The following is a 22735-nucleotide window of genomic DNA, read 5'->3' as shown; positions in this document are numbered from 1 at the left end:
TGCCAGTATGAGTGGCATGTCTTCACTCCCCGGTTCTACCGCGCAGCCAGGTCCGGCGCCCACCCTGTGTGGGCGTCCGGTCGCGGTCGACCGTGCACTGGTGATGGCCATCGTCAACCGCACTCCCGATTCCTTCTACGACCAAGGCGCGACGTTCTCGGATTCGGCAGCGATGGCTGCCGTCGACAGGGCCGTCGACGAGGGCGCCGATCTGGTGGACATCGGGGGAGTGAAAGCTGGGCCCGGTGACCTCGTCGACGCCGACGAAGAGGTCAGGCGAGTCGTTCCGTTCGTCGCCGCGATCAGAGCCAAGTACCCCGAGCTGATCATCAGCGTCGACACCTGGCGGAGCGGCGTCGCGCGGTTGGCACGCGTCGAAGGCGCCGACCTGATCAACGACACGTGGGCGGGTGCGGATCCCGACCTCGTCCTGGTTGCTGCCGAGACTGGTGCCGGGATCGTCTGCTCGCACACGGGTGGCGCGGTTCCGCGCACCCGCCCGCATCGTGTCCGCTACGACGACGTCGTCGCAGATGTGGTCACCGAGGTCGTGTCGGCGGCAGAGCGCGCCCTGGCACTCGGGGTTCCGCGTGACGCGATCCTGATCGATCCCACCCACGATTTCGGTAAGAACACCTTTCACGGGCTCGAGTTGTTGCGGAAAGTGGACGTTCTTGTAAACACCGGGTGGCCAGTGCTGATGGCGCTGAGTAATAAGGACTTCATCGGGGAGACTCTTGGTGTGGAGCTTTCCGAGAGGTTGGAGGGAACATTGGCAGCGACAGCAATGGCCGCGGCGGGCGGCGCCCGGGTGTTCCGTGTTCACGAGGTGGCGTCCACCCGTCGAGTCGTCGACATGGTGGCCGCGATCCAGGGACGCCGTGCCCCGGTACGTACGGTTCGAGGTCTGGCATGAGCATCACCGGTGCGGGCCCGACCCGCGTATGGGCAGACGCCAACAGTTGGGACCATCCGAGTTGGACGGTCGCCGAGCTCGAACGGGCGAAGGGTGGCCGAACCGTCTCGGTGGTGTTGCCCGCGCTCAACGAAGAGGACACCGTTGCTGCGGTGGTCGACACCATTCATCCGTTGCTCGGTGGTTTGGTCGACGAGTTGATCGTTCTCGATTCCGGTTCGACCGACCGTACCGCCGAGCGTGCTCGCGCGGCGGGGGCGACGGTGATCAGTCGTGAGAGCGCAGTCCCGTCCATCCCGCCGACCGCGGGCAAGGGCGAGGTGCTGTGGCGTTCGGTCGCCGCAACGACCGGCGATCTGATCGCATTCGTCGACTCCGATCTCATCAATCCCGATCCGGCGTTCGTGCCCAAACTGCTGGGGCCGCTGCTCACGGTTGACGGCATCCATCTGGTGAAGGGCTACTACCGCCGTCCGCTGCGCGTGAGCGGCACGGAGGATGCCAACGGCGGCGGGCGAGTCACGGAATTGGTTGCGCGGCCCATGTTGGCCGCGCTGCGGCCGGAACTCACGTCGGTACTGCAACCGCTTGGCGGTGAATACGCGGGCACCCGTGAGCTGCTGTCCGCTGTCCCGTTCGCGCCCGGCTACGGCGTCGAGATCGGCCTTCTGCTCGACACGTACGACACGTTGGGGCTGGCGGCGATCGGTCAGGTCAATCTCGGTGTGCGCAAGCATCGCAACCGGCCGCTCGCCGACCTCGGTGTGATGAGCCGGCAGATCATCGGAACGATGCTCCGGCGGTGCGGGATCGAGGATTCGGGTGCCGGGTTGACCCAATTCCTGGTCGACGGCGATTCTTTCGTGCCCGAGACCACCGAGGTTTCGCTACTCGATCGACCCCCGATGAATTCGATAGTGCGCACCGCGGGGGTCTGACCGCTCACACTCGGGTATGGGAGTATCGGTCCATGATGACGATCCTCCTGTACCTGATTGTCATGGCACTGGTCGGCGCGATGATCTTCCTCGCCGCCAGCGCTGTGTTCGGGCGCTCGGAAGAGCTGCCGCCGCTGCCTCCTGGCACGACGGCGACCGTACTCCCGGCAGAGGACGTCACCGGGGCGGATGTCGACGCGCTGCGTTTTCAGCAGGTGCTGCGTGGCTACAAGGCGAGTGAAGTGGATTGGGCCCTGCATCGCCTCGGGTTGGAAATCGATTCTCTGCGTGCACAACTGGGCCGTGACGAGCGGTCTGAGGTCCTGGTGAAAGCGGATGCTCCGGCCAAGGCCGAAGCATCGCAGGAGGAGCCTGAGACCGTATCCGAATCGAAGGATTCCCAGGGCTGATGGCCGACGGACTCGTTCGGTGCGGCTGGGTGGTCGAGACGCCCGGCGACACGCTCTACCGCGACTATCACGACGAGGAGTGGGGGCGTCCGCTGCACGGGCGCGACGAACTGTTCGAACGACTCGCCCTCGAAGCATTCCAATCGGGACTTTCGTGGATCACGATTCTGCGCAAACGCGAGGCGTTCCGCGAAGCCTTCGACGGGTTCGATCCGGACAAGGTCGCAGCGTACGGAGTTGCGGATGTCGAGAGATTGCTCTCCGATGCCGCGATCGTCCGCAATCGCGCGAAGATCGAGGCGACGATTTCCAACGCCCGAGTGCTCGTGAATTCGCCCGATCTGGACCTCGATTCGTTACTCTGGTCGTTCTCGCCGCCTCGACGCACCAGAAGACTGACATCAATTGCAGAGGTTCCCGCGGTCACTCCCGAGTCGACTGCCATGGCTAAGGAACTCAAGCGGCGCGGGTTCAAGTTTGTGGGTCCTACCACGGCTTATGCGCTCATGCAGGCTACCGGAATGGTCGATGATCACGTGGCTGATTGCTGGGTTCCGGTGCAGGTGTGACGGTCGACTGAACACCCCTAAATGTGACTCAGATTCCCGGTTCCCGCATCCATAGGGAACAATGGAGGGTACGAGCCTCGCTGATTGTTGGCGGGGCGCACCGTTAGTCGAGGCGCAGAGCAATGCAGCGCAGATCTGGAGGGAGCAGAGGATGGCGGCCATGAAGCCCCGGACCGGGGACGGTCCCCTCGAAGCAACCAAAGAGGGACGAGGAATCGTCATGCGGGTTCCACTCGAGGGTGGCGGACGCCTCGTCGTCGAGCTGACCCCGGATGAAGCTGCAGCGCTCGGTGTGGAACTCACGAACGTCACCAGCTAGTCGGGTCCAGGTTGTAGCAGTACGAACAACAGCACGTGATTGCACGCAGGCTCCGTATCCGTTTCGGTACGGGGCCTGAAGTGTGTGCGCACCGCCGGTAGCCGAAAGGACGGATCAATGCTTGCCGCCGTGATCGATCTTCTGTCCTGCCCGCAGTGTGCTGCTGATCTGGAATTGGTGGACGGCGCCGCCGAGTGCGACCGCGGACATCGATTCGATATCGCTCGCCAGGGTTACGTGAGCCTGATCAGTGGCGGTGCCACGAAGTTCACCGGCGACAGTGCCGAGATGATTGCCGCGCGTGCACGATTGCTCGGCGCCGGCCACTTCGGCCCGCTGATGGATGCCGTCACCCGAGCCTGCGCGACGACGGCGAGGTCGGATCCCGCGCGGATCGTCGAAATCGGCGCAGGCACAGGACAATACCTCGCACACGTCGTGGATTCGCTGCCTGATTCTCGGGCGATAGCCTTGGACGTGTCCAAGTTCGCGGCCCGGCGTGCCGCGAAGGTCCACGAAAGAATCGGTTCGATCGTCGCAGACGTCTGGCAACCACTACCCATTCGCGACGGAGCGCTCTCTCACGTGCTCTGTGTGTTCGCTCCTCGTAACGGTCCGCAGTCCCATCGAGTTCTCGCCGAAGACGGCGTTCTGGTGGTCCTGACGCCCACCGACAGGCATCTGCGCGAGCTGATCGACATTCTCGCGATGGTCCGGGTCGACGACCGCAAAGTGGAACGTCTCGAATCGTCGATGGCCGGATACTTCGAGCGTGTGAGTAGCGACGAGGTCGAGTTCACGATGTCACTCTCACACCAGGACGTCCTCGACTTGGTGGGGATGGGACCGTCGGCGAGACACCTGACGCCCGCCGATCTGGCTGCCGCCGTGGAGAAGCTGCCGCAGCCGAGTACCGTCACCGCGTCGGCGACGGTCTCGACCTATCGCAAGATCTGACGCGGATCAGCGTCTCGTGACGGCGTCCGCGTAGACCTCGAGCGTCTGCTTGGCGATTTCGGCCCAGGAGAACTCGTCGATCGCACGGATCCTGCCCGCACGACCCATCGCGTCGGCGCCTTCTCGGTCGGCGACAACGGCATTGACGGTGGCCGCGAGCGATTCCTCGAACGCGTTCGGCTCGTAGGCGTTGTAGTGCACGAGTCGACCGGTGACGCCGTCGGCGACCACCTCGGGGATGCCGCCGACGTCGGAAGCGACCACGGCGGTCTCACACGCCATGGCTTCGAGATTGACGATCCCGAGGGGTTCGTACACCGAAGGGCAGACGAATACCGTTGCTGCCGAAAGTATTTCCCTGATCTGCTCGGTCGGGAGCATCTCGCGCACCCAGTAGACATTGCCCCGGTGCCGGGCGAGTTCGGCCACCGCCTTCTCCGTCTCGGCGGCGATCTCCGGCGTATCGGGAGCGCCGGCGCACAGCACGAGCTGAATCTCCGGGTCGAAGTGGTGGGCTGCCGCGACGAGGTGCCCGACGCCCTTCTGCCTCGTGATGCGTCCGACAAAGGCCACGATGGGTTTTGCCGGGTCGACGCCGATCGACGCGAGTGCGGACTGTGCTCCCGGCGCAGATCCCCCGGGATGCCATACCTCGGTGTCGATTCCGTTGCGGACTACGTGAACGCGACTCGGATCGACAGCGGGGTACGCGTCGAGGACGTCGAGTCGCATACCGGAACTGACGGCGATGATCGCGTCTGCGTGCTCGACGGCGTTGCGTTCGGACCACGACGAGATCCGATAGCCGCCGCCTAGCTGTTCGGCCTTCCACGGGCGTCTGGGCTCGAGTGAGTGCGCGGTGAGGATGTGCGGCACGTCGTAGAGAGCCGACGCGAGATGCCCGGCCAGTCCGGTGTACCAGGTGTGGGAGTGGACGATGTCGACACCGGCCGCGGCGTCCGCCATGCGCAGTTCGGTGGAGAGCGTCGTCAGGGCCGGGTTGGATCCGGCGAGAGCGGGGTCGGGAGAGTGGACGATCGCGCCTTCGCGCGGGGCGCCCATGCAGTGCACGTCGACCTCGCACAGCCGTTTCATCTGAGCGACGAGCTCGGTTACGTGTACTCCTGCGCCGCCGTAGATCTCCGGCGGGTATTCCTTGGTCATCATCGCGACTCGCACGCGCTAAACCTAACCGCCCGTGGTCGATCCGGCTACCGATCACGTTATCCCCGACCGTTCGGAGGGGGACACGATCGGACCTCTCGGACTGCTTCGCTAGCGGGAGTTCACCAGTGCGGATAGGTTAGCGGTGTGAGAAGCCAGCCGCATGTGCTTGGAATCGTGCTCGCCGGGGGCGAGGGCAAACGCTTGTATCCGCTGACCGCGGACAGAGCGAAGCCCGCAGTGCCCTTCGGAGGTGCATATCGACTTATCGACTTCGTGTTGAGCAACCTTGTCAACGCGGGATATCTGCGTATTTGTGTGTTGACGCAATACAAGTCACATTCACTCGACCGCCACATTTCGCAGACGTGGCGGTTGTCCGGGTTCGCGGGTGAGTACATCACCCCGGTCCCGGCCCAGCAGCGGCTCGGGCCGCGCTGGTACACCGGCAGTGCCGACGCAATCCTGCAGTCGCTCAATCTCGTTTACGACGAGGACCCCGAGTACATCGTGGTTTTCGGTGCCGACCACGTGTACCGGATGGATCCGGAACAGATGGTTCAGCACCACATCGAATCCGGGGCAGGCGTGACGGTCGCGGGTATTCGTGTACCGCGAAGTGAGGCTTTTGCTTTCGGCTGCATCGACAGTGACGAGTCCGGACGCATCACCCAGTTCCTGGAAAAGCCCGCCCATCCTCCCGGGACACCGGACGACCCCAATTCGACGTTCGCGTCCATGGGTAACTATGTGTTCACCACCAAGGTACTCGTGGACGCCATCCGCGCTGATTCAGAGAATTCCGATTCCGATCACGACATGGGCGGCGACATCATTCCCGCCTTGGTCGCCGCGGGTGAGGCGTCGGTCTACGACTTCAAGGACAACGTCGTTCCCGGTGCCACCGATCGAGACCGCGGCTACTGGCGTGACGTCGGTACCCTCGACGCCTTCTACGACGCTCACATGGACCTGGTGTCGGTGCACCCGATCTTCAATCTCTACAACCGTCGCTGGCCCATCCGCGGCGCCACCGAGAATCTCGCGCCCGCAAAGTTCGTGAAGGGCGGACTCGCGCAGGAATCGGTCGTCGGTGCGGGGTCGATCCTGTCCGCGGCGACCGTGCGCAATTCGGTACTCAGTTCCAACGTGATGATCGAGGACGGTGCGACCGTCGAGGGCAGCGTGCTGATGCCGGGTGTGCGCATCGGCAAGGGTGCCGTCGTACGGCGAGCGATCCTCGACAAGAACGTCGTCGTCGGTGACGGCGAAATCATCGGCGTCGATCTCGAACGTGACCGCGAACGATTTGCCGTCAGTCAGGGTGGCGTCGTCGCCATCGGTAAGGGCGTCTGGATCTAGAGCTTGCTCGCGCAGAGGAGGCCGTCACCGAGGGGGAGGAGGACTCGAATGAGTCGCTCGTCCTCGGTCACGGCCTTTGCCGCTTCTCGGACCGCAACCGTTGTCGCGTCGCGTGCGGAGCTGTCGGCAACGCGGCCGTCGGCCAGGGCGTTGTGCAGAACGATGACACCGCCGGGGCGCAGCAGGCGGACACCTTCGCGGACGTAGTGCGGGTGGTCGATCGCGGCGCAGTCGACGAACACCAGGTCGTAGCCGCCGTCCGCGAGCCGGGGAAGCACGTCGAGAGCCCGTCCGTTGATGAGGCGAGTGCGTGCCGGAGCGATTCCGCTTTCGCGGAAGGTCAGCTTGGCTGCTCGTTGATGTTCGGGTTCGCTGTCGATCGTGGTCAGGACGCCGTCGTCGCGCATGCCGTGCAGAAGCCACAGGCTGCTCACGCCGGCTCCGGTACCTACCTCGACGGCCGTCTTCGCGTCGAGCATCCTCGCGAACATCGCGAGGGTCGCGCCGACGGCGGGCGTCACCGGATGGGCTCCGAGATCCAGCGCTCGATCTCGCGCCGCGGTCAAAATCTCGTCCTCGGAAACTACGTCCTCGACGTGGCGGAGTATCTGTTCGGCGTGGGTCACGCTCATGAGGTTATCGGGCGGTTCGGATTGTCGCTGCAAGGCGCGCAGTCACCAGGATTCTCAGGAATCCCTCAGGCTCCTCATATGGCGTGCACACCGCGATGAGAAAAGGTGTATACATCGCCGGATCGAAGATCGCACGGCGGTATCGATTTCTACCAAGTTGGTCTTTCGCAGCTCGGTGATCGGGAACAAATCACAGCAACGGCTGGTTCTCCCGAATATCGCGCATCACGTGATTCGGACAACGCGGTGATCGAACTACGCGATCCCGAGCAGGAGGATCAACTTATTTACCAGGTCAACGACGAGCCTCGCCCTCGAGAGTCGGAAGTTTTGACGACGGAATCGGCTGTGGATTCCGAATTGATCGGCACTGCTGTGTTCGATGCAACTGGTGAGAAGTCCTCCATGCCGTCTTGGGACGAACTCGTGCGTCAGCACGGTGACCGGGTGTACCGCCTGGCCTACCGGTTGTCAGGCGATGCCCAGGACGCCGAGGACTTGACGCAGGACACCTTCATCCGGGTGTTCCGCTCGCTCTCCGATTATCAGCCCGGAACTTTCGAGGGCTGGTTGCACCGCATCACCACAAACCTGTTCCTCGACATGGTTCGCCGACGCAATCGCATCCGTATGGAAGCGCTGCCCGAGGACTACGACCGCGTTCCCTCGCCCGGTCCGGACCCCGAGCAGATCTACCACGACGCGCGCCTCGACGCAGGTCTGCAGGCCGCACTGGACTCACTCGCACCTGAATTTCGTGCCGCTGTCGTGCTCTGTGACATCGAAGGTCTGTCGTACGAGGAAATCGGTGCCACACTGGGAGTGAAGCTCGGAACGGTTCGTAGCCGTATCCATCGTGGGCGACAGGCGATTCGTGATCATCTGGCAGCGCAGCGCGCAGCCGAATCCGAACTCGTCGGTTTCTGACGGTCGGGTTCGAGCTACAGAGCGGGACGTGGTCAATCACCTGGAGGGACGAATGACGGAGGCGCGGGCACATCGCCAGTTCGGTTCGACCGAACATCTGGCCAGCGAGGCAATCGCTGCCTACGTCGACGGAGAACTCCGAATGCAGGCCTACTTGCGGGCCTCGCATCACATCTCGATCTGTGCCGAGTGCGCTGCGGCCGTCGATGCTCAGCAGCAGGCACGTGGTGCGCTGCGTCGAAGCGGCGAGATGACGATGCCGTTGTCCCTGGTGGGACTTCTCAGCCAGATTCCTTCGTGCAACAGTCCGACTACCGGGCCGAATTCGGAAAACGCCGACAGTTCCGTCGGTAATCAACCCGCCGGCTTCTCCACCATCAGCAAGAGGTTGTCCCGTCGCTGGCGCAAATGACGCCGCGCGCCAGCTTCCCGGCGCGGATCAGTGATACTGGACCATGTGACTGACGGAAAAAGGGGGCACTCCGGAGTGAGTTCGGATTCTTCGGCAAACGGTTCGGTGGACAGACCGGCAGATGCGCCGGTTCTCGACCCCCGTCCGGTCTATCGACCCCAGATCGATCCGGCCTCGCGCCAGGTGTTCGGTCGGCCGAGTGGAGTCGAGGGCTCGTTCACTCCGGTGGCCGCGCGATCGACTCCGTCCTCCGATGTCGTGATCGGGACTCCGGACCCGGTTCTGGCCGAAGCGTTCGGTCGACCCGCAGACGCCACCGAGTCGATCGGTCGCGATCCCGAGGCGACGGCGAACAACACGCCCGACGAAGAAACGCCGCGTGATCCGTGGCGCGATCCTGAATCCGCCGTCTCGCTGGGCAAGCCCGCAGAGTCCGAGGCGCCGGTGCAGTTGCCTCCCGCCCAGAAACTCGACGTGCGTGAGCTGTTGTTCGGTCGCAAGGTCGCCCCCTCGGCACTGGCCGCGCTTGCGGGCATGGCGCTTGTCATCGCTCTCGTCGGTGGATTGCTTGCCACTGTCATCACTGCCGATCGCAGTTCACTCACCAGCTCACGTGTCACGCTCGTTCAATCCGGCGGTGGGGAACAGCCGGAGTCTCAGGTGGCGAAAGTCGCCGACGCCGTACTGCCATCCGTGGTGTCGATTCAGGTCGCCGTCGGCGACCAGGGCAGCACGGGTTCCGGTGTGGTCATCGACGGCGCCGGATACATCGTCACCAACAACCACGTGATCTCCTCGGCCGTTCCGCCCGCTCAGGACGCGAAGATCCAGGTGATCTTCTCCGACGGAACCAAGACCGACGCCCAGATCGTCGGACGTGACGTCAAGACAGACCTCGCAGTGCTCAAGGTGTCGGCGAACAATCTGACGGTCGCTCAGCTCGGAAAATCCGAGGATGTTCAGGTGGGCGACGACGTCGTCGCCGTCGGCTCACCGCTCGGATTGAGCAAGACCGTCACCCGCGGAATCGTCAGTGCACTGAACCGGCCTCTGCGGTTGTCGGGTGAAGGCACCGACACCAACGCCGTCATCGACGCCGTCCAGACCGACGCGGCGATCAACCACGGCAACTCCGGTGGTGCGCTCGTCGACGACGAAGCCCGCGTCATCGGCATCAACACCGCAATGCTCAGTGAGTCCGGCGGTTCGGTCGGGCTCGGCTTCGCGATTCCGATCGACACGGTGACCGAGGTGGCGCAGACCATCATCCGTGACGGCAAGGTTCATCACCCCGACATCGGCGTGAATGCACGCACCGCGGTCAACGACGCGACCAGTGGTGCTGCGGTGGCCAACGTGCGCGACGGCAGCCCAGCGCAACGTGCGGGGATCGTCGAGGGTGACGTCATCGTCAAGGTCGGTGACCGACCGGTGACAAGCGCCGACGAATTGGTGGTTGCGGTCAACGCGACGACCGTCGACCAACCCGTCAACGTTCAGTTGATCCGCGACGGACGGCAGGTCGACATTTCGGTCACGCCGGTGTCGGACTGATCGGACCCTGCGATCTTCCTGTGAGGTTGATCCGGACATGCGCGCACCGAGCGAGCACACAGTAGGCTGACCCTGTGTTTGGCAACATCGGTTGGGGCGAGTTCATGATCCTCCTCGTAGCGGCTCTGGTCATCTTGGGACCTGAGCGGCTTCCTGGTGCGGTCTCCTGGGTCACGAAATCCCTGAGGCAGGTGCGCGAATATGCTTCGGGCGCTTCCAATCAGCTCAAGGAAGAACTGGGCACCGATTTCGAGGATCTGCGTAAACCGCTCGCAGATCTGAACAAGCTGCGCGGAATGACGCCGCGCGCTGTGATCACCCAGCACCTCCTCGACGGCGACGACTCCATCTTCACGGGCAACTTCGACAAGAAGCCGCAGAGCGGAGTACAGGAGCCGAAGACGCTGTCGAAGGACAAGCCACTCACCGCCGGCGAACGTCCTCCTGTGGACTTCGACGCCACCTAGATTCGACATACGCAAGGGCGCCCGTCACCGATCGGTGACAGGCGCCCTTCCGTATGAGGGGGTTCTACAGGTTGCGAACCGTGTTGATACCGAGCGACATTCCGGCCAGCCCGCGCTGACGGACGGCCAACTTGTCGGCGATGTCCTTGAGTGCGATGGCTGCGGGTGAATCGGGAGCGCTGAGGACGATCGGCGTCCCGGCGTCGCCTGCCTCGCGGACGGACGGATCCAGCGGGATCTGTCCGAGAAGCGGAACCTTGGCGCCGACGGCCTTCGTGAGGCGATCGGAGACGGTCTGCCCGCCGCCTTCGCCGAAGACGTCCATACGGGTGCCGTCGGGAAGTTCGAGCCAGGACATGTTCTCGACGACGCCGGCGACGCGCTGGCGGGTCTGCAGGGCGATCGCGCCCGCGCGCTCGGCGACCTCTGCAGCAGCCTGCTGCGGTGTGGTGACGACCAGGATCTCGGCGCTCGGGATGAGCTGAGCCACCGAGATGGCGATGTCACCGGTGCCGGGCGGCAGATCGAGCAGCAGCACGTCCAGATCGCCCCAGAACACGTCGGCGAGGAACTGCTGGAGCGCGCGGTGCAGCATCGGTCCGCGCCAGACGACAGGTGTGTTGCCCTGGGTGAACTGCGCGATGGAGATCATCTTCACGTCGTGGGCGACGGGCGGCATGATCATGCGCTCGACCTGAGTCGGCTTGGCGTCAGTGCCGAGCATGCGGGGGATCGAGTGGCCGTAGATATCCGCGTCGAGTACACCCACGGACAGTCCGCGCGCGGCCATTGCTGCCGCGAGATTGACTGTCACGCTGGACTTTCCGACGCCACCCTTGCCGGAGGCCACGGCGTAGACGCGGGTGAGTGAACCTGGCTGGGCGAACGGGATGACGGGCTCGGCGGAATCGCCGCGAAGCGACTTGCGGAGCTCGGTTCGCTGAGCGTCGTCCATGACGTCGAGTTCGACGCGAATCGCACCGACCCCGGCGACATCGGCGACGGCCTTGGTGACGCGTTCGGTGATCTCGGTGCGCATCGGGCAGCCGGCGGTCGTGAGATAGATGCCGATGTCGACGCTGTTGTCACTGGAGAGGGAGATCCCCTTGACCATCCCCAGTTCGGTGATGGGTTTGCGGATCTCTGGGTCCAGAACTCGCGCGAGCGCGGAGCGAACGTCGGACTCGGTCAGTACAGACATGACTCCATGGTAAGTCCAGGTAGGTCAGTGGATGCGCGGCAGGTCCGATGCGGCGGGCACGATGCCGGTGGAGTACCCGAGCGACCAGGCCAGAACGTTGGCGACGTAGGCCGCCGAGTTGTTGTAGCGGTGGATCGCGGAGGCAACCTGGGTGACGTCCTGCATGTTGAGCCCGCCGTCGCACAGGTACTTGCCGGTGGTCAGTGCGGAGTCGAAAAGGTTCTGCGGGTCGGCGATTCCGTCACCGTTGCCGTCGCCGGCGTACTGGTTCCAGGTGGACGGGATGAACTGCATCGGGCCGACTGCGCGGTCGTAGACGGTGTCGCCGTCGAGGGCGCCGCCGTCGGTGTCCATGATGACGGCCTGGCCAGGCAGGCTGCCGTTGAGTGGCAGGCCGATCACGGGCTTGTAGAGGTTGCCGTTCGCGTCGGCGTCCTTGCCGTCGTTGGCGTGGCCGGATTCGACGCGGCCGATACCGGCGAGGAGCGTCCAGTGCATGTTGCAGTTGGGCTTCTCGACAGCGAGGATTCGCTCGGCGTTCTGGTAGGCGGCGACGCTCACGCTCGGGATTCCGAGTGCGCCCTCGGCCATGGACGCGGGGAGCGGGGGAGTGGCCTGCACGGGAGCCAGCGGCGCGGGTTCCGGCGCGGGGGCGGGAGCCGGCTCGGCGATTGCTTCGACGGCGGGCAGAATCTGCGCCTGCGGTTCCTGCGTGGCTTGTGCGGCGGTGTCCACCGTTTCGGCGGAGCTGGTGTTGAAGAACGGGACCTTGGGAGCGGCGCCGGCCGTGTTGGCTGCGGTGACGAGTCCGATAGGGATGAGTCCGGTGAGCGCGATGACCGAATTTCGACGGATGTGCGAATCTGTCTTCTTGCTGTGCCGACCCACTGTGTATGCCTCCTGAACCTCCGCGAGGAGGTTTTCCGTTCAACTGACGGAGTCGAGGCTACCTGATTTGTTGCGTTTCCGTTATTCAACCGTGATCTAGAAGGGCAGTTTGGGGCATATGCACTGTTCTTTCGTGATTTTTCGGTTACAGAGCGGGCATGCCGGGCAGGCCCGGGAAGAACGGCACGAATGCCGGAGCCGGGGCCGGAGCGGGCTCCGGTGCGGGTGCGGGTGCCGGTGCCGGTGCGGGCTCCGGAGAGGGGGCGGCGGGTGGAGAGGATTCCGCGGGAGCCGCGTCGGTGGTGGCGGGTGCCGTGGCGGCCACTGCCATGCCCGGGATCGTGCACGGCAGAAGGATGCCGTCCTGCAAGGCGTCGAGGGCTGCGGGGTCCGGAAGGATCACACACATGTCGTCGGGCCAGCGCCATCCCTCGGCCGTCAGAATCGGCCACACGAGACCCCGTGAGGTGAGGACGGGGAGCGGGATGATCGGACCGGGAGCCGCATTCCGGGCGGCGTTGGGTCCCGGAGCGGGGCTGGTCGGCATGACGCCCGGCGGGATCAGTGCCTGGATCTCGGGTGAGAGTGCAGGCATGTCCGGCAGACCCGGGAAGAGGGGAGTGGTGGTCGGGGTCGGCGTCGTCGACGCTGATTCCTTGTCGCCGGCCGCCGGATCGGTAGCCGCAGCCGCGGCGAGTACGGCCGAAGCGGCGGAGTCTGCCGAGGCGGCGGCGTTGATCGCGGAGCTGCCGGTGTTGATGCCCGAGGTGTACGGCAGCTGACCGGAAGGAATGACACCGTTCTTGTATGCCGTCGACCACATGATCACGTTTGCTGCGTAAGCGGCCGAGTTGTTGTATCGCAGAACAGCTTTGGTCTCCTGGGCGACATCGCGCAGGTTGAGTCCGCCGCTGCAGAGGTACTTCGCTGCCGAGAGCGCCGCATCGAAGACGTTGTTGGGGTCCTTGATTCCGTCCCCGTTGCCGTCGCTGGCATATCCGGCCCAGGTGGCCGGAATGAACTGCATCGGCCCGACGGCGCGGTCGTGAGTGGGGTCGCCGTCGATCGCGCCCTTGTCGGTGTCCCGAATGACTTCGTTGCCTGCCAGCCGTCCGTCGAGGACGGGGCCGAGGATCGGGGTGACTGTCGTACCCACCGAGGTCGTCTTGCCGCCGTTGGCGTGACCGGATTCGATGCGTCCGATGCCGGCCAGAAGATGCCAGGGGATTCCGCATCCCGGTGCCTCGGTCATCATCACCAGCTCCGCGGAGCGGTACGCGTTCAGGACGATCTCGGGGATGCCCAGAGAGGTGAGGACGACGGCCGCAGCGTTAGGCGCTGCCGGGGCGCCGGCGACCGTATCGCTGGGCGGGGCCGATCTTTGCGTTCGGACCGTGCGGGGCGTCGGGAGGAAGTCGACAGAGTCCGGCTGCGCAATCGAGGCGGAGCCCGCCAGTGCGATCGGAACCTGTGACCCTCCGGTCGGTGCGCTTCCGGCAGTGAGGGCCGCTGGACCTGTGACGACGAGCAGTCCCCCCACCAGTGTGGATGCTGCAATCATTCCGCGTACTCGCACGATTCCCCTTTGCTGGCGCTCCCGCTCCGGAGTACCCACCGTGATATCCATATTGCTGTGACTTACGTTACATATCGGTCACGGTGCGTGCAGCAAAACTCAGCGAACGCTCAGCTAGTTGTGACTTTGTTTCGCAGTATTCGAGTCACGGTGCTTCTTCTTCGGGGTCGGTTCGCCGTCGGCAGCAAGGATCGACTTGATCTCCTCGAGCTCCCGTCGCAGGTAGTCGCGGGTGGCAACCTCGCCGACGGCGATACGCAGAGCTGCGAGTTCTCGGGCGAGGAATTCGGTATCCGCCTTGGTTTGCTCGGCGCGTGAGCGGTCCTCCTCGAGCGAGACCCGGTCGCGGTTCTCCTGACGGTTCTGGGCCAGCAGGATCAGCGGCGCCGCGTAGGCGGCCTGGGTGGAGAAGGCCAGGTTGAGCAGGATGAATGGGTACGGGTCCCACTGCAGGGCCACCGCGAACACGTTGATCAGGATCCAGACGATCACGATGATCGTCTGGATTGCGAGATAACGCCCGGTACCGAGGAAGCGGGCGATGCGTTCACTGACGCGCCCGACAGCTTCGACGTCGAAATCGAGATTGAACCGGCGGCTTCCGCGGGGCGTTTCCAGTCGTTGCCGTGCAGTCGTGCTCGACGCCCGTTCGCTCATCGGAGTAGTTCCTCGTCGTCGGAGTAATCCTCACGCCAGTCTTCCGGCAGGAGGTGATCGAGCACGTCGTCGACCGTCACGGCCCCGATCAGGTGGTTCTCGTCGTCCACGACCGGCCCGCATACCAAGTTGTACGTCGCGAAATATCGGGTGACCGACGCCAACGAGTCGTCCGGGGCCAACCGGGGCATGTCGGTGTCGAGTAGTCCGCCTACCAGGCTGGCGGGAGGCTCGCGGAGAAGCTTCTGCAAGTGGACGCAGCCGAGATACCGCCCGGTCGGAGTCGCCGTCGGCGGACGTACGACGAAGACCATGCTCGACAGCGCCGGGGTCACGTCGTAGTTGCGGGCGCGGGCAAGGGCCTCCGCGACCGTCGTCGAGGCCGTCAGTACCACCGGTTCGGGCGTCATCAGACCACCGGCAGTGTCCGGGGAATGCTCGAGCAGGCGTCGAACAGGTTCGGAATCCTGCGGGTCCATCAACTGAAGCAGTGACTCGGCCTCGGTTTCGGGCAGCTCGCCCAACAGGTCGGCGGCGTCGTCGGGATCCATCGCTTCGAGTAGATCGGCGGCGCGTTCGACTTCCAGGTGCATCAGCAGATCGGTCTGGTCGTCCGCCGGCAGTTCCTGCACGACGTCGGCGAGGCGTTCGTCGTCGAGCGCCACGGCCAGTTCGTGGCGGCGCTTCTCCGGCAGTTCGCGCATGGCGTTGGCCACATCGGCGGGTCGCATGCCTTCGTACTGGAGAAGCAGGTGAGCTACGCCCTGGCCGGGGAGTGAGAGATCGCTCTGGGTGAGGCCGGCGACGTGCTGCCAGTCGACGATGTGAATCGCCGCGCGTCGACCGAGGCGTCCGCGATGGCCGCGAACCGCGACCTTGGAGACCACCCAGTCTCGCGTCCGCGTCGATTCGATTCCGAGATCGACGACTATCGTGTCGACGCCGTGAAGCTCCTCGAGTTCCGGGTCGTCCACGCGCACATGCGAATCGAGTACCTGCGCCAGAGCGAGCACTTCGCCCGGGCGCTGGTTGAAGCGCCGCAGACTGACGTTACCGGTGGTGAGGGTGACTGCACTCGGTTCGATTGCTGTCACACGCAACATCGGAACGAAAATGCGTTTGCGCGTGAACATTTCGATCACCAGACCGAGAACGCGGGGTTGCTGGCGTCCGATGCGGACCGTGATGACGACGTCGCGCACACGACCGATCGATTCGCCGTCCGGGCCGAGTACAACCAGGCCGGCAAGCCTGGCTGCAAATACCTTGCCTGCTGCTGCCATGATTGCAAGGCTAATTCGTCCAGCGTCAAAATCTGCAACGGCGCCACCGAAAATCGAGAAGGGCAGTCCGCAATGACTTCACGCAACCGTTCCCGTCGATCGGTATTGGCAGTTCCCGGCAGCAGTCGGAAGATGATCGACAAGGCGAAGGGATTGCCCGCCGACGAGATCTTTCTCGACCTCGAAGATGCGGTGGCGCCGCTGGCGAAGCAGGCGGCCAGGGAGTCGATCGGCGACGCGTTGGCCGAGGACGGGTGGGGCAAACAGGTCAAGGTCGTCCGGGTCAACGACTGGACCACCGAATGGACGTATGCCGACGTCGTGGAGGTGGTGGGCCGCGCCGGAGCGCATCTGGACGCCATTCTGCTGCCCAAGGTTCCCGATGCGAGTCACGTCCAGGCGCTCGATTTGTTGTTGACGCAGGTCGAGAAGGCCAACGGTCTCGAGGTCGGCAAGATCGGGATCGAACCGCAGATCGAGAACGCGATCGGCTTGACCAACATCGACGCGATCGCCACCGCGAGTCCCCGCGTCGAGGCGCTCGTGTTCGGCCCGGCCGACTTCATGGCGAGCTTGAACATGCGAACTCTGGTCGTCGGTGAGCAACCGGACGGCTACGACCGCGGTGACGCGTATCACCACATCCTGATGACCATCTTGATGGCCGCGCGGGCGCACGGCGTCCAGGCCATCGACGGGCCGTACCTGCAGATCCGCGACGTCGAGGCTTTCACTCGGTCGGCTGCGCGAACGGCAGCGCTCGGTTTCGACGGCAAGTGGGTTCTGCACCCCACGCAGATCGAGGCGGCCAACGAGGTGTTCAGTCCGCGCCAATCCGATTACGACCGTGCGGAACTCATCTTGGACGCGTACGCGTTCCACACCTCGGCTGCCGGGGGAGGGCGGGGCGCCGTCATGCTCGGCGACGAGATGATCGACGAGGCGAGTCGCAAGATGGCACTGGTGATTTCGGCCAAGGGCCGCGCCGCGGGGATGGCGCGCACGTCGGAATTCACGCCGCCCGAACACGCCTGACGCTCGCATAGCCGAACGAATCAGGTCTGTAAAGGGCACAATAGGGGGTAGATGTACTTGCGTCATCCGCGTGGATGACGTGCCCGAAAAGAGGAGCGCAGCCAGCCATGTCCAATCCGCTCGGTCAATCGTCGAATGGGTCGCGCCGTGGAGCGTTGCCGACACCGCCTTCGGGATGGCCCATCGGGTCGTACCCCACCTACGCCGAGGCGCAGCGCGCAGTCGATTACCTCTCCGATCAGGAATTCCCGGTTCAGGACGTCACGATCGTCGGCGTGAACCTGATGCAGGTCGAGCGAGTTCTCGGTCGGTTGACGTGGGCCAAGGTGATCGGTGGCGGCATCGTCTCCGGTGCTTGGCTCGGTGTCTTCTTCGGCCTGGTGCTCGGAATCGTCACCGGTGGTTTCCTCGCTCCGCTGATCGCGGGCATCGTGGGCGGCATCATCTTCGGTGTCATCTCCACGACGATTCCGTACGCCGCGACGCGTGGGCAGCGGGACTTCGCCTCGACGATGCAGTTGGTCGCCGGACGTTACGACGTACTGTGTGAGCCCAAGACGGCGGAGTCGGCGCGCGACCTGCTCGCCAAGCTCGCCATCTGACATTCTCGCTCGGGCTGCCAACTTGTGTGATCTCGGTTACTTTATGTACACGCGGGCGAGGTAGTACTCGCTTCCCGTGACCGTTTGCCGGACAAGGAAATAGGTCCCTTCTCCGGCAAAAGTGCCGATGTGTGGTGCGTCGGCCAGCCGTAACGACTGCGCCGTCTCGCCGCCCGAGGAGGACGGCTGTGCAGAACGAGAGATCGCGGGCGGGACAGAAGAAGAAATTGCGGGCGGGGCTGCTCGGCGCGGCAACATTGTTGTTGGCGCCCTTGCTCAGTGCGTGCGGATCGGACAATGACGACGGCGTGGTGCTGTCCTTCTACACCGCTGCCGACGGCGCCGAGCAGTATGCGGAGGCCGCCGCCAATTGTTCGGCGGCGTCGAACGGCGCGTACCGGGTCGAGCAGAAAACTCTGCCCAAGGGTGCCGACGACCAGCGACTTCAGTTGGCCCGGCGTCTGACCGGCAATGACAAGTCACTCGATCTGATGACGCTCGACGTGGTGTGGACTGCCGAATTCGCCGAAGCGGGATGGGCATTGCCGCTTCCTGACGACGTGGCGGCCGAGGTCAGCAACGGGACGCTCGAGGGTCCGCTGGAGTCGGCGAAGTGGCAGGACCAGCTCTATGCGGCGCCATTGAACACCAACACCCAATTGCTCTGGTATCGAAAGGATTTGATGCCGGACGGGCAACCACCCCAAACCTGGGATCAGATGATCGACATCTCCGAAGGCCTGGCCGCGGAGGGGCGCCCCAGCTGGATCGGTGTGCAGGGCAAGCAGTACGAAGGATTGATGGTCTGGTTCAACACCCTTCTCGCCAGTGCCGGCGGATCGGTGGTGGGGCCGGACGGAACAACCGTGACGGTGGCCGACGGTGATGCTGCCCAGCAGGCGCTGACCGTCATGAAGCGCGTCGCTACCGCCAAGGGTGCGGATCCCTCGATCTCGCAGGGGGATGAAGCGTCGTCGCGACTGGGTATGGAGAGCGGCAAATCTGCCTTCCAGGTCAACTGGCCGTTCGTGCTGCCCGGCATCATGGAGAATGCCGAGAAGGGCGATCTGCCGTACATCGACGACAAGGGCAACGTCACCAGTGAGAACACCGGAAACACGGTGCTCACGGTGAACGGAGAACGGAATTTCCTTGCCGCTCCGTATCCCTCGGTGATCGAGGGTAAGCCGGCCGAGGTCACGATCGGCGGCTTCAACGTAGCGGTGGCCAAGACCAGCCAGCATCCGGACCTCGCGTTCGAGGCGCTCACCTGTCTGCGTAACGAGGAGAATCAGCGCAACAACGCGGTAGCCGGTGGCGTTCCGCCGACTCTCGAGAGCCTGTACGACGACCCGGCGTTCCAGGAGGCGTACCCGGCGTGGCGTGAGGTTCGCGACAGCCTGGACACCGCTTCGGTTCGTCCGGTTTCTCCTGCCTATCAGAGTATTTCGACGCTCATCACTGCCACGCTGAACCCTGTGGGAAACATCGATCCGGAATCGACCGTGAACGATCTTGCCGAGCAGGTACGCAAGGCAGTCAATTCCGAGGGGCTGATTCCGTGACGATCGACAGCGAAAATTCGGGAGCTGCACCAACAGTCGCGACGGCATCGCCGGAGCCGAAGCACTCCGCGAAGTCGAAGATGTCGGACGGAAAGGCGGCCGAGCGTCGCCTCGGTCTCTGGCTGGTGGCCCCGGCCGCGATTCTCATGATCGCGGTGACCGCATATCCGGTGGTCTACGCCGTTTGGCTGAGTTTGCAGCGCTACGACCTGCGCTTCCCGGATCAACGAAAGTTCGTGTGGTTCGACAACTACGTGTCGGTGCTGACCGACGGTTACTGGTGGCAAGCGTTCGCGGTGACGACGTCGATCACGGTTGTCTCGGTCGTCATCGAGTTCGTTCTCGGACTGACCATCGCACTGGTGATGCACCGAACGATCGTGGGTAAGGGGCTCGTCCGCACCGTTGTGCTCATCCCGTACGGCATCGTCACCGTCGCGGCGGCATACAGCTGGTACTACGCGTGGACGCCGGGGACCGGCTACCTCGCCAATCTCCTGCCCGACGGCAGTGCGCCGCTCACCGACCAGATCCCGTCGCTCGCGATCATCGTCCTTGCCGAGGTCTGGAAGACGACGCCGTTCATGGCGCTGCTCCTGCTCGCCGGCTTGGCGCTCGTGCCCGATGACCTTCTCAAGGCGGCTCAGGTGGACGGCGCCGGCGCGTGGACCCGGTTGGTACGCATCATCCTTCCGCTGATGAAGCCCGCCATCCTCGTCGCTCTGCTGTTCCGCACACTCGACGCATTCCGCATCTTCGACAACATCTACGTGCTCACGAAGGGAGCGAACGACACCGGGTCGGTGTCGATTCTGGGTTACGACAATCTGTTCAAGGCATTCAACTTGGGCATCGGATCCGCGATCAGCGTGTTGATCTTCGTGTGTGTGGCCGTGATCGCGTTCATCTTCATCAAACTTTTCGGTGCTTCGGCTCCCGGATCCGATACGGAAGGACGCTGACATGACCGTGACTCCCAGACTCAAGATCAGCTGGTCCGTCGTCAACCTTCTGGTCTTGCTGTACGCGTTGGTTCCCGTCCTGTGGATTGCGAGCCTGTCCTTCAAGCCCGCCGGAACCATCAAGGACGGCAAGTTCATTCCGGAGAAGTGGACCCTGGACAACTACCGAGGAATCTTCGACACCAGCGCCTTCACCAGTGCTCTGATCAACTCCATCGGCATCGGACTCATCTCGACGGTCATCGCCGTGGTGATCGGAACCATGGCTGCTTACGCGATTGCGCGCCTGGATTTTCCGGGCAAGAAGCTGCTGGTGGCTGTTGCCCTGCTGATCGCGATGTTCCCGCAGATTTCATTGGTGAGCCCGCTGTTCGACATCGAACGACGGCTCGGACTCTTCGACACCTGGGCCGGACTCATCCTGCCGTACATCACCTTTGCGTTGCCGTTGGCGATCTACACGCTCTCGGCATTCTTCAAAGAGATTCCTTGGGAACTCGAGAAGGCGGCGCAGATGGACGGCGCGACGCCGGGGCAGGCGTTCCGGAAGGTGGTAGCTCCGCTCGCCGCGCCCGGCATCGTCACGGCGGGCATTCTGGTGTTCATCTTCTGCTGGAACGATCTGTTGTTCGCGATCTCGCTGACGTCGACCGAACGCTCCATCACCGCCCCTGCGGCCATCGCAAACTTCACCGGCGCTTCACAATTCGAGGAGCCCACCGGGTCGATCGCCGCGGCCGCCATGGTCATCACCATTCCGATCATCATCTTTGTTCTGTTCTTCCAACGTCGTATCGTGGCCGGGCTTACTTCCGGCGCAGTGAAGGGATAAGCCTGTGGCCGAGATCGTGCTGGACAAGGTGACCAAGCTGTACCCGGACGGAGCCAAGGCGGTCAGTGATGTCGACATCACCATCGCCGACGGAGAATTCATCATTCTCGTGGGCCCGTCCGGTTGTGGAAAATCCACGACTCTCAACATGATTGCCGGGCTGGAAGACATTTCGACCGGTGAGTTGCGGATCGCGGGTGAACGCGTCAACGAACGCGCCCCCAAGGACCGCGACATCGCGATGGTCTTCCAGTCGTATGCGCTGTATCCGCACATGACGGTGCGCCAGAACATCGCGTTCCCGTTGACCTTGGCGAAGATGTCCAAGGACGAGATCAACGCCAAGGTCGACGACGCGGCGCGGGTCCTCGACCTCACCCAGCATCTCGATCGCAAACCGGCGAACCTGTCGGGCGGTCAGCGTCAGCGTGTGGCGATGGGACGCGCAATCGTGCGCAGCCCGAAGGCGTTTCTCATGGACGAGCCGCTTTCCAACCTGGACGCCAAACTGCGCGTGCAGATGAGGACGGAGATCGCCCGTCTGCAGCAGCGGCTCGGTACGACAACGATTTACGTGACCCACGACCAGACCGAGGCGATGACGCTCGGCGATCGGGTAGTCGTGCTGCGCGGCGGAATCGTGCAACAGATCGGTGCGCCGCAGGAACTCTACGATCGTCCGAACAATCTGTTCGTGGCGGGGTTCATCGGGTCCCCGTCCATGAACTTCTTCCCCGGACAGTTGACGGCCGACGGTGTGAGCACGCCGATCGGCGATGTTCGCCTGCCCGCGGCGGCGCAGTCGAAGATCTCGGGCAGCGGCTCGGGCAAGGACGTCGTGGTCGGTATCAGGCCGGAACATTTCGAGGACGTGGCGCTGGTCGATGCAGCGCAGAAGCCGCACGGTGGGACGTTCACCGTCGACGTCGACGTGCTGGAATCGATGGGTTCGGACAAGTACGCGTATTTCCTCGCTGGTGGCCCCGCCGTCAATTCTCGTGAACTCGAGGAACTCGCCGCCGATTCGGGAACGGCCGTCGCTGGTGGCGGTCAACTGGTTGCCAGGCTCTCGTCCGAGTCCACGGTGGCCCAGGGCAGGTCTGTCGATCTGTGGTTCGATCCCGCCAAGATCGCAGTGTTCGACGGCGGTACGGGAGCCAATCTGCTGCTGTGACCTTTACCCGGGCAAGGTGACCGAATACGTCGCGTCCAGGGGGAGCGGTACCTGTTCGGGGCCGGGCGCTGCGTCGGCCGGCTCGGGTAGGGGGACCAGGCGGCCGAATTGTTCGTGATGGGTGGAGGCCGGGGCGGCTTGCGCTGTCCCGGCGACCACGGCGATCGGCGCCGCTGCCAGGGCGCCGGCGACGGCAAATCGAGTGGCGATGCGGCGCTTGCTTGCTCGGGTCGAGATCATGAGCACTCCTGCGTGGTTTCGAGGTTCGGTGAATGCTGTGCCATTCACGGTATTGCGGGTTGATTGTGAAATCTCGTGTGCGAAGCTCATTCA

At 64.0% G+C, this 22735-nt stretch carries 25 protein-coding genes; 17 read left to right on the top strand and 8 right to left on the bottom strand.

Annotated elements, in window-relative coordinates; translation table 11 throughout:
* The first annotated feature begins 16 nt into the window (after window positions 1–16).
* From folP to P0M12_RS02875, 6 genes are all read left to right on the top strand, one after another.
* Complete coding sequence (gene folP, locus P0M12_RS02900) at window positions 17–916, top strand: dihydropteroate synthase (protein WP_050656816.1); 900 nt, start codon at window positions 17–19, stop codon at window positions 914–916.
* Complete coding sequence (locus tag P0M12_RS02895; RefSeq protein ID WP_003945188.1) at window positions 913–1854, top strand: glucosyl-3-phosphoglycerate synthase; 942 nt, start codon at window positions 913–915, stop codon at window positions 1852–1854. Before folP ends, P0M12_RS02895 begins: the two co-directional genes overlap by 4 nt.
* A gap of 32 nt (window positions 1855–1886) precedes the next feature.
* Complete coding sequence (locus tag P0M12_RS02890; RefSeq protein ID WP_003945181.1) at window positions 1887–2264, top strand: DivIVA domain-containing protein; 378 nt, start codon at window positions 1887–1889, stop codon at window positions 2262–2264.
* Entirely contained in the window at window positions 2264–2833 is a 570-nt protein-coding gene (locus P0M12_RS02885; protein WP_030536943.1) for a DNA-3-methyladenine glycosylase I, read from the top strand. Before P0M12_RS02890 ends, P0M12_RS02885 begins: the two co-directional genes overlap by 1 nt.
* Window positions 2834–2984: 151 nt before the next feature.
* Entirely contained in the window at window positions 2985–3152 is a 168-nt protein-coding gene (locus P0M12_RS02880; RefSeq protein ID WP_003945169.1) for a DUF3117 domain-containing protein, read from the top strand.
* Window positions 3153–3269: 117 nt separating this feature from the next.
* A complete protein-coding gene (locus tag P0M12_RS02875; protein WP_210377502.1) occupies window positions 3270–4109 on the top strand; it encodes a putative RNA methyltransferase in 840 nt (279 codons plus the stop codon).
* A gap of 6 nt (window positions 4110–4115) precedes the next feature.
* On the opposite strand, the gene glgA is transcribed toward P0M12_RS02875, so the two are convergent.
* Window positions 4116–5288, bottom strand: coding sequence for a glycogen synthase (gene glgA / locus P0M12_RS02870; protein ID WP_003945186.1), 1173 nt, complete (start codon window positions 5286–5288; stop codon window positions 4116–4118).
* A gap of 132 nt (window positions 5289–5420) precedes the next feature.
* On the opposite strand from glgA, the gene glgC reads away from it, so the two are divergent.
* On the top strand, window positions 5421–6635 hold the full coding sequence (glgC, locus tag P0M12_RS02865) for a glucose-1-phosphate adenylyltransferase (RefSeq protein ID WP_003945185.1): 1215 nt from the start codon (window positions 5421–5423) through the stop codon (window positions 6633–6635).
* Here glgC and P0M12_RS02860 read toward each other — a convergent pair.
* Window positions 6632–7267, bottom strand: a complete 636-nt coding sequence (locus P0M12_RS02860) for an O-methyltransferase (RefSeq protein ID WP_275232804.1) — start codon at window positions 7265–7267, stop codon at window positions 6632–6634. The genes glgC and P0M12_RS02860 overlap by 4 nt on opposite strands.
* A 330-nt stretch (window positions 7268–7597) precedes the next feature.
* On the opposite strand from P0M12_RS02860, the gene sigE reads away from it, so the two are divergent.
* From sigE to tatB, 4 genes are all read left to right on the top strand, one after another.
* Complete coding sequence (sigE, locus tag P0M12_RS02855; protein ID WP_029255812.1) at window positions 7598–8194, top strand: RNA polymerase sigma factor SigE; 597 nt, start codon at window positions 7598–7600, stop codon at window positions 8192–8194.
* Between the two features lie 52 nt (window positions 8195–8246).
* Window positions 8247–8606, top strand: coding sequence for a hypothetical protein (locus P0M12_RS02850; protein ID WP_003945180.1), 360 nt, complete (start codon window positions 8247–8249; stop codon window positions 8604–8606).
* Between the two features lie 75 nt (window positions 8607–8681).
* Entirely contained in the window at window positions 8682–10160 is a 1479-nt protein-coding gene (locus tag P0M12_RS02845) for a trypsin-like peptidase domain-containing protein (protein ID WP_065351193.1), read from the top strand.
* 74 nt (window positions 10161–10234) lie between these two features.
* On the top strand, window positions 10235–10627 hold the full coding sequence (gene tatB, locus P0M12_RS02840; protein ID WP_003945177.1) for a Sec-independent protein translocase protein TatB: 393 nt from the start codon (window positions 10235–10237) through the stop codon (window positions 10625–10627).
* A 64-nt stretch (window positions 10628–10691) separates the two neighbouring features.
* Here tatB and P0M12_RS02835 read toward each other — a convergent pair whose 3' ends face one another.
* From P0M12_RS02835 to P0M12_RS02815, 5 genes are all read right to left on the bottom strand, one after another.
* The gene (locus tag P0M12_RS02835) at window positions 10692–11828 is read right to left on the bottom strand and encodes an Mrp/NBP35 family ATP-binding protein (protein ID WP_003945178.1); all 1137 of its coding nucleotides are present in this window, start codon (window positions 11826–11828) and stop codon (window positions 10692–10694) included.
* A 24-nt stretch (window positions 11829–11852) separates the two neighbouring features.
* Window positions 11853–12716 (bottom strand): lytic murein transglycosylase, encoded by an 864-nt coding sequence (locus P0M12_RS02830; RefSeq protein WP_003945171.1) that lies wholly within the window; start codon window positions 12714–12716, stop codon window positions 11853–11855.
* 145 nt (window positions 12717–12861) lie between these two features.
* Entirely contained in the window at window positions 12862–14331 is a 1470-nt protein-coding gene (locus tag P0M12_RS02825; protein ID WP_223304678.1) for a lytic murein transglycosylase, read from the bottom strand.
* 75 nt (window positions 14332–14406) lie between these two features.
* Window positions 14407–14949 carry a DUF1003 domain-containing protein gene (locus tag P0M12_RS02820; RefSeq protein WP_003945067.1) on the bottom strand — a complete coding sequence of 181 codons (543 nt, stop codon included), beginning with the start codon at window positions 14947–14949 and terminating at the stop codon, window positions 14407–14409.
* Window positions 14946–16232, bottom strand: coding sequence for a CBS domain-containing protein (locus P0M12_RS02815; RefSeq protein ID WP_003945077.1), 1287 nt, complete (start codon window positions 16230–16232; stop codon window positions 14946–14948). The genes P0M12_RS02820 and P0M12_RS02815 overlap by 4 nt, the downstream gene beginning before the upstream one ends.
* Window positions 16233–16304: 72 nt before the next feature.
* Between P0M12_RS02815 and P0M12_RS02810 the strand changes: the two genes are divergently transcribed.
* From P0M12_RS02810 to ugpC, 6 genes are all read left to right on the top strand, one after another.
* Window positions 16305–17267 carry a CoA ester lyase gene (locus tag P0M12_RS02810; RefSeq protein WP_054826602.1) on the top strand — a complete coding sequence of 321 codons (963 nt, stop codon included), beginning with the start codon at window positions 16305–16307 and terminating at the stop codon, window positions 17265–17267.
* 107 nt (window positions 17268–17374) lie between these two features.
* Window positions 17375–17869 carry a general stress protein gene (locus tag P0M12_RS02805; RefSeq protein ID WP_003945065.1) on the top strand — a complete coding sequence of 165 codons (495 nt, stop codon included), beginning with the start codon at window positions 17375–17377 and terminating at the stop codon, window positions 17867–17869.
* A 227-nt stretch (window positions 17870–18096) separates the two neighbouring features.
* Window positions 18097–19434, top strand: coding sequence for an ABC transporter substrate-binding protein (locus P0M12_RS02800; RefSeq protein ID WP_037131899.1), 1338 nt, complete (start codon window positions 18097–18099; stop codon window positions 19432–19434).
* A gap of 80 nt (window positions 19435–19514) precedes the next feature.
* A complete protein-coding gene (locus P0M12_RS02795) occupies window positions 19515–20396 on the top strand; it encodes a sugar ABC transporter permease (RefSeq protein ID WP_044480569.1) in 882 nt (293 codons plus the stop codon).
* 1 nt (window position 20397) lies between these two features.
* Complete coding sequence (locus P0M12_RS02790) at window positions 20398–21228, top strand: carbohydrate ABC transporter permease (RefSeq protein ID WP_003945075.1); 831 nt, start codon at window positions 20398–20400, stop codon at window positions 21226–21228.
* Window positions 21229–21232: 4 nt separating this feature from the next.
* The gene (gene ugpC / locus P0M12_RS02785; RefSeq protein WP_003945069.1) at window positions 21233–22402 is read left to right on the top strand and encodes a sn-glycerol-3-phosphate ABC transporter ATP-binding protein UgpC; all 1170 of its coding nucleotides are present in this window, start codon (window positions 21233–21235) and stop codon (window positions 22400–22402) included.
* Between the two features lie 3 nt (window positions 22403–22405).
* Here ugpC and P0M12_RS02780 read toward each other — a convergent pair whose 3' ends face one another.
* The gene (locus P0M12_RS02780; RefSeq protein WP_202425898.1) at window positions 22406–22642 is read right to left on the bottom strand and encodes a hypothetical protein; all 237 of its coding nucleotides are present in this window, start codon (window positions 22640–22642) and stop codon (window positions 22406–22408) included.
* Window positions 22643–22735: the final 93 nt, after the last annotated feature.

The organism is Rhodococcus sp. RCBS9, from assembly GCF_029457415.1.
Taxonomy (GTDB): domain Bacteria; phylum Actinomycetota; class Actinomycetes; order Mycobacteriales; family Mycobacteriaceae; genus Rhodococcus_F; species Rhodococcus_F qingshengii.
This window is presented reverse-complemented; position numbering and strand designations above follow the sequence as displayed.

Bases quoted from the DNA above. Each gene is read 5' to 3' on its own strand.
- P0M12_RS02815 (WP_003945077.1), bottom strand. From the start codon at position 16,232: ATGGCAGCAGCAGGCAAGGTATTTGCAGCCAGGCTTGCCGGCCTGGTT.
- P0M12_RS02790 (WP_003945075.1), top strand. From the start codon at position 20,398: ATGACCGTGACTCCCAGACTCAAGATCAGCTGGTCCGTCGTCAACCTT.
- P0M12_RS02880 (WP_003945169.1), top strand. From the start codon at position 2,985: ATGGCGGCCATGAAGCCCCGGACCGGGGACGGTCCCCTCGAAGCAACC.
- P0M12_RS02875 (WP_210377502.1), top strand. From the start codon at position 3,270: ATGCTTGCCGCCGTGATCGATCTTCTGTCCTGCCCGCAGTGTGCTGCT.
- P0M12_RS02885 (WP_030536943.1), top strand. From the start codon at position 2,264: ATGGCCGACGGACTCGTTCGGTGCGGCTGGGTGGTCGAGACGCCCGGC.
- P0M12_RS02780 (WP_202425898.1), bottom strand. From the start codon at position 22,642: ATGATCTCGACCCGAGCAAGCAAGCGCCGCATCGCCACTCGATTTGCC.
- P0M12_RS02805 (WP_003945065.1), top strand. From the start codon at position 17,375: ATGTCCAATCCGCTCGGTCAATCGTCGAATGGGTCGCGCCGTGGAGCG.
- P0M12_RS02890 (WP_003945181.1), top strand. From the start codon at position 1,887: ATGATGACGATCCTCCTGTACCTGATTGTCATGGCACTGGTCGGCGCG.
- P0M12_RS02810 (WP_054826602.1), top strand. From the start codon at position 16,305: ATGACTTCACGCAACCGTTCCCGTCGATCGGTATTGGCAGTTCCCGGC.
- P0M12_RS02895 (WP_003945188.1), top strand. From the start codon at position 913: ATGAGCATCACCGGTGCGGGCCCGACCCGCGTATGGGCAGACGCCAAC.
- P0M12_RS02850 (WP_003945180.1), top strand. From the start codon at position 8,247: ATGACGGAGGCGCGGGCACATCGCCAGTTCGGTTCGACCGAACATCTG.
- P0M12_RS02835 (WP_003945178.1), bottom strand. From the start codon at position 11,828: ATGTCTGTACTGACCGAGTCCGACGTTCGCTCCGCGCTCGCGCGAGTT.
- folP (WP_050656816.1), top strand. From the start codon at position 17: ATGTCTTCACTCCCCGGTTCTACCGCGCAGCCAGGTCCGGCGCCCACC.
- P0M12_RS02820 (WP_003945067.1), bottom strand. From the start codon at position 14,949: ATGAGCGAACGGGCGTCGAGCACGACTGCACGGCAACGACTGGAAACG.
- P0M12_RS02795 (WP_044480569.1), top strand. From the start codon at position 19,515: ATGTCGGACGGAAAGGCGGCCGAGCGTCGCCTCGGTCTCTGGCTGGTG.
- P0M12_RS02860 (WP_275232804.1), bottom strand. From the start codon at position 7,267: ATGAGCGTGACCCACGCCGAACAGATACTCCGCCACGTCGAGGACGTA.